Source organism: Paenibacillus zanthoxyli JH29, assembly GCF_000520715.1.
In the GTDB taxonomy this organism is placed as follows: domain Bacteria; phylum Bacillota; class Bacilli; order Paenibacillales; family Paenibacillaceae; genus Paenibacillus_AQ; species Paenibacillus_AQ zanthoxyli.
On the sequence record NZ_ASSD01000177.1, the window covers coordinates 1 to 3,593 of the forward strand.

General features: G+C 55.4%; 1 protein-coding gene. It reads right to left on the reverse strand.

Annotation, left to right across the window (positions count from 1 at the left end; translation table 11 throughout):
• Position 1 precedes the first annotated feature (1 nt).
• Positions 2–3,593, reverse strand: a 3,592-nt coding sequence (locus L691_RS30610; RefSeq protein ID WP_025689636.1) for a DUF4430 domain-containing protein, incomplete at its 5' end; no start/stop codon positions are given.

The window sequence follows — 3,593 nt, forward strand, 5'->3', positions numbered from 1 at the left end:
ACTAGGGCAGTCTGACCGCTACAACCGCCGCCATTTCCCGCGTGACGACGCCGCTTGGATCAAACGAGCCCCCGAAGCCGGTCATGTACCCCTTCTCCGTGACCGCGTTCACCGCGTCAAGCGCGTAATTGCCGATTGCGGCGCCGTCCTTGAAGGATGCTCTGGACGAAGGAGACAGCTTGTAGGCCCGCGCAATCATCACCGCCATATCCTGGCGGCTGACGGGCTGGTTCGGCTTGAACGAAGCAGCCGTTACTCCGCCGATTACGCCAAGCTCTTTGGCTTTCATCACATATCCATAATACCATGAATTGGGTTTTACGTCGTCAAAGCCGGAAACCGCCGTGGAAGCAGCAGGCGTATTCCCGGTTAATCTGACGAGCAGGGCTGCAAACTGCGCCCGGGTAATCGCCGATTTCGGCGCGAATAAGGGACTTGCTCCGCCCATACCTTCCATTAGCTTTTTGTCAAAAGCTTCATGCACCGAAGACAGCGCCCATGCCGAGATTTGATGCTCGTCGGCGAATACGATTCCGGCTGCTGCCGGGGCATCAGTCAAGCTGTACAGCTTTCCTTTTCCGTTCAGATACAGATCATACGCCGTCAAGGCAAGCAGCGCCTGCTCGGTCGCCAACCCGCTGCTGCCGCCATTCACTGTATGCGCATAGCCGCCGTCGCTGCGCTTGAAGGTCGCCAGATTACCCAGCAGGCTTCCCTTCGCTTTGACAAACCGGACATCACCCGGTCCGATACCCGCTGCGGAAAGGGCGATGATAACCTGTGCCACGCTTTCGCTATTCTCTTCGCCGGACAGCTTGTAGCCGCCGTCTTCCAGCTGCTGCGCCGAGAGCCAGGCCACCGCTTGATCGACGGCTGCCTGCACTCCGGCTTCTTCCTTGTGCGCCGACAGTGCGGCGACCGCCATCGCGGTAAGGTCCACGTTATTTTCGCCGCCCTTAGTCAGCGGGAAGCCTCCGTCCGTGTTCTGTATATCCAATATCCACTGAACCAGCTTCTCTCGAGTCCATGCCGCATCCGCTGGAACAGAATAGTTTCCGCTGTCCAGCGCAAGAAGCGCAAAAATCGGTCCGTTGCTGCCCTGGTTCGTGAGGTTCTTGTTATTATAGATTTTGGCGATCAGATCACATCCCGCCGCATTTCTCGGATCTCCGCCAGCAGCGGTGATTGAGAGCGCCAGGCGCTCGTAATCGGTCACCTTGCGGAATTCGCCCTTGCTCTCCGCTATTTGCTTCAGCACACCGGCCAGATATCCTGACGGAAGCGCATTGCCGGAACGGGCCAAGCCGAAGGCCTGCCAATCGCTAAGCTCGCCCGCCGACAAGATCCATTCCGCCGCTGCCGAAATATCGGCTGCTATTGCACTTCCGGCCGGTTCCCATTTGCTGCGGTCAACTACAGCGTATTTGGTAAAATGGCTCACTTTACCGGAAATCGTTCCTGTCGACAAATCCAATACGGCCGGAACCGGAATCCATTGATTCGTCTTTTCATCCAGCCAGGCCAGCGCCAGATTTTGCGGATAGCGCGCACCAACGGGAATTTGGATGGACAAATCCGTAGGCTTGGCAAATTTCGTTCCATTCGGCGTGAACTCGTACAAGCCGGATACCAGCTCCGGCCGGGATGAAGGCTGCTCCTGCACATTAATGGTAACGGTGCCGCCTTCCACCGCTCCCGCTGGAATTTGCAGCTGCACCTCGCCCGCCGCATCCTTCAAGGTAGCTCCAGCCGATGTAGCCAAACGCGCCAAGGATACGCTGTTTGCCGCCAGCGTCTTGGCCAGTTCGGCGGATTTCTCTGCCGTCATCGGCGTGCCGCTTACCGCTGTTGTCGCGCCAACCTGATTCAGCGGCAGCGTATTGGCGGAAGTAATCGCCACACTGGAAGCTGCCGGATCTGGTGTGCCCGAAGTGCTGCCGGTAGATGTTTCCGTCAAAGAGGTAACATACTTCCACAGCACCTCGTCTCCGTCTTGAAGCACATACTTATCGGCGCCGACCGACGGTTCGTTTCCATTGACGAAATACTTCCAGCCGCTCTCGGGGCCTCCGTCATATTCAGCCAGACCGTCAATCGCATAGACATACACGCCCCCCGAAGTTGTCTGCAACCCTACTTTGCCACTGCCCAGCGTGCGAACGAGCAGACTGTATGGAGTATCGCCCGCATTCAGGGGAACCGAAGTGCTTGGAAGAATCGTTCCTTTTACAGTATTGCCGACAACGGAAATGGTTGCCTTGGACAGCGCCGGCGGATTGGTTTGCCCGGAAACAATCAATGGCTGTGTATAACGAACAATGCCCGGTGCGGCGTTGTTCTTGTAGCCGGTAACCGTGATCGTATAATTTCCGGCGGGCAGTCCGTCAAAGGATGCTATACCCTCTCCGTTCGTATCGGCGGTCTGCCCACCGACAGCAACCTGAACCCCATCCGCTCCAGAAATAACAGGAGTCGGTTCATATGTTACCGGATCATAGTCCCAGCCCAACTTGCTAACCGTTACATTAAACCCATCACCCGCCTGAAGTTGAGGTTTGGAAACCGTAACGGAATTCACCAGCTGAGTGCCAAAATCCCCATAATAGAAAACAACCTGATCCCCTTGAAGCAGTGGAAAAGCGCCTGCCCCTACACTTGGCGATATCCATTGGCCATCACGCTTAACTGCATAATTCCATCCATCGAAGCCGCCGTAAGCACCCGCTTCGACGCCTTGAATCGCCGTTACATAATCTCCGTAAGTGCCACCGGTTACCGTTATGCCCAGATCCTTCTTCCAGGCGATGTCCTTGAGCGCTTCAAGGGCGGTTGAGCCCTGAATTTCACCTTCAGCAATCGGCCCCTGAGGACCTTCCACAGCCGCAGCAGCATGTACGGCAGGATTTTTTTCACCGCCTGCATACAGGATGGTCTTTGCCCGGACAATACTAGGCGCCGCCCCGCTCTGATGGCCCGTAATTGTAACTGTATAAGTACCGGATGACTGAACGGCTTTACTTGAGAAAGAAGCAACTCCCTGATTGTCGGTCGATACTGTTTCCCCGCCGATGTTGATTTGAACATTCCCAGCCGGAACCGTTACCAGTTCATAGCTGCCATTTACGTTGGCCGAAGCCTTTTTCATAACCGTCGCCGTAAAAGCTTCTCCCGGCTTCGGGTTAACCGGAGAAAAAGTTACAGAATCAACCAGGCCAGTATCAGATCCTGTGTAATAAATGAGCACTTGGTCGGAATTTTGAAGAGCGAATCCCGCCATACCCGTATTCGCGTCCGCATATTGACCATTCCGGATTACGGCGTACATCCATCCATCATACGATCCGTATTTCCCTGCGGAAATTCCTTGAATCGACGTTACATAATCATTGCTTGACACGGATAAAGGGATATCCTTGGCCACCGCCAGCCGCTTGAGCGCGTCAAGCACATTTGAAGCGTACACCGTTCCTTCCGCAATCGGAGCCTCCGGTCCTTCAATGGCAATCGAGACATGGGCAGTGGAAGGCTGTGGAGCAGGCTTCGGAAAAACATAGAATCCGGTGCCGCTGCCGCCGCTGTACAAGTTATAGGCT